This window comes from Thalassococcus sp. (assembly GCF_982780845.1).
In genome coordinates this window covers 1-2,541 of the sequence record NZ_CEYADA010000026.1, presented here as the reverse complement: position 1 = coordinate 2,541, position 2,541 = coordinate 1, and the positions used below count along the sequence as shown (strand labels likewise).

The window sequence follows — 2,541 nt, the reverse complement described above, 5'->3', positions numbered from 1 at the left end:
GTATACGTTTGTTAGGTCGACCAAACTAAGTACACGCCCACCTGCACTAACAACTTCGCCAGGCTCCACTCCTCGGTATTGAATACGCCCATTACGTGGTGCTTTTAACACCATATCGTTAATTTCAGATTGGATTTGCGCAATAGTGGCATCGGCAGCGCTGACCGCTGCTTGTGCCGAATAGTATTGCGCGCGCGAAGCTTCGATGGTGGCGTCAGCCGCTGTCAAGCGAGCCTTAGCAGCATTTACCGCCGCCTTTGCGCTTTCAACATTGGTAAGGTTATCTTCTGCTAATTGTTTAGACACTGCGCCCGTTTTTGCCAATTCATTAGTACGGGCAGCATGAGCTTCAGCTGCTTTTAGCTCGGCTTTAGTTTGCAGCAGCGCGGCTTCAAGCGCTGACTTTTCACTTTGGCGCTGTGCAACAGCCATATTTGCAGCTTCTACCGCACTTTTGGCTTGCTGGTGCTGTGCCTTGGCCTGCTGAAGCTGGCTATTAATGGTGGTGGTATCAAGTTTGGCGACCACATCGCCCGCCGTTACTCTGTCTCCTTCGCTGACATAAATTTCTTCTACACGCCCTGCTACTTTTGCAGAAATGCCAATTTCAGTAGCTTCAATGCGGCCATTCCCTGACACCACATCGACATTTTCAGGGCCACTGAAAACAGTACTAAAAACCACAATTAAAAACACAACGAACATAATGGATAGAATAAACGGCGTTTTTTTCACAGTGACGCTCCCTGTGGTTTATCAATAAAGGTGAAAAGTGGCGAAAGCGCCAAGGTTAATAGCTAATGTATACTGGGTGGTGTACTTTAAGCTTTGCGCTGGATCAAAGTTCTGGTAGGTTGACTATTTTGCCTATTGGCGTGTATGTCAATACTACCAGCGAACATGCGTTTACTGCCTTTGTGGCCAGATTGCGCACCGCGCTTTCGACCCGAAGCCTTTGCAGCCGATTAAAAGGAGGACATACCTGTACCATTAGAAAAGGAGGGACGTGAGGAATTACGACTGGTCTTATTCAGTCGGGTTTCGAGGTCGTTAGCTGGCCCGCCTACGCCCCGATTGGCTCGTTAGCCTCAGCTAGGGTCGTTACGACGGGTAGCTTTGATGTTTATTTCTAGCTTGAGATAAAGTCACTTTGGCAGGCTGCCGGGAGCAATTAATAGGAACCGCTAGATCATTGAAAAAATATAATTAACTGTTATTAGGGCCCTAGCTAACGGTTGCCTTTCAGGTAGTGCTATCAAATATCGCTAACATTTTTCACCTTATAATGCAAACCATTCTCATTAGCGTTGACATAATCTTTACAAAAGTTATTATGTACGCCGATTTAAAACACTAATATAAAACACACTCACAAAGGGACATCTCAATGAGAATGCGCCATTCAACTCTAGCCATCGCCGTTAATATAGGCATGGTATCTATGGTTTCTGCCAATGCAATTCCAGACTCCGATAACATCGAGCACGTAGTTGTGACAGCCACTGGATACGAACAAAAATTGACTCAGGCTCCTGCCAGTATTTCAGTGATTACAGCAGAAGACCTCAAAGCGCGTTCGTTTACTTCTCTTTTGGACGCGGTGCAATTTCAGGAAGGGATTGATATAGGTACAACGCGAGACAAAACAGGGCAAGGCAGCGTCAGTATGCGTGGCCTAACGGGTGAATATACCCTGCTACTCATAGATGGTCGTCGCCAAAATAACCATGGTGACATTTACCCCAACAACTTCGGTGGTAACGCCTTTAATCACATGCCGCCACTGGATACCATTGAGCGAATCGAAGTCATTCGCGGGCCAGCTTCTACTTTGTATGGCGCTGACGCTCTCGGCGGTGTTATCAATGTCATTACCAAGAAACATCGCAGCGAATGGGGCGGTAATATTACCTTCGGGCGCAGCCTGCAAACTAACAACGACTTCGGCAACGACATCACCACTGACTTTTCGGTAACAGGCCCGCTGATTGATAACGTATTGAGCTTGGGCATTCGTGGAAGTTTATACGAACAACAAGCGTCAACACCACAGTTGGCACCAGCGATTGATCCCAATGGTGTAGAGCACATACGATCGCTGGGCTTTGGCGGTGGCGGCCGCACCGTTGACAATAACAGCGAACACTATGGATTCAGCTTAAACTATACCGCAGCAGAAGGTCATGAATTTGGCTTCGACTACGACAACTCACACCAAGAGTATGACAATACGCCAGAATTCAACCTTGAAACTGGCGAAATCATTTACCCACTGGGTACTCGCGATAGCATTGAAAGTATCTGGCAGAGTCGTCGAGGCCAAGTGAATCCACGTGCTGGCTATGCGGCTGAACAAGAGTTTGACCGTGAATGGTGGGCCTTAACTTATGATGGAAAATGGGACTTTGGTACCCTTGCCGCCTCACTGTCTTTTGTCGACACCAAAAACAATGGACGTACTTTGCCGCTTAGCGTGTCAGAACGTCAATTGCTGCAACAAATGTACGATGGTAGGCCAATTTGAGAGCCGCTCTTTTGCTC

At 47.4% G+C, this 2,541-nt stretch carries 2 protein-coding genes and 1 pseudogene; 1 reads left to right on the top strand and 2 read right to left on the bottom strand.

Going from position 1 to position 2,541, the window contains the following annotated elements:
- Positions 1-735, bottom strand: a 735-nt coding sequence (locus tag AC4FIA_RS17485) for an HlyD family secretion protein (RefSeq protein ID WP_490366894.1), incomplete at its 3' end; no start/stop codon positions are given.
- A gap of 146 nt (positions 736-881) precedes the next feature.
- Positions 882-1,120, bottom strand: a pseudogene (locus tag AC4FIA_RS17480) (DUF6444 domain-containing protein); the annotation flags it as partial.
- Between the two features lie 267 nt (positions 1,121-1,387).
- On the opposite strand from AC4FIA_RS17480, the gene AC4FIA_RS17475 reads away from it, so the two are divergent.
- On the top strand, positions 1,388-2,524 hold the full coding sequence (locus tag AC4FIA_RS17475; protein WP_490366893.1) for a TonB-dependent receptor plug domain-containing protein: 1,137 nt from the start codon (positions 1,388-1,390) through the stop codon (positions 2,522-2,524).
- Positions 2,525-2,541: the final 17 nt, after the last annotated feature.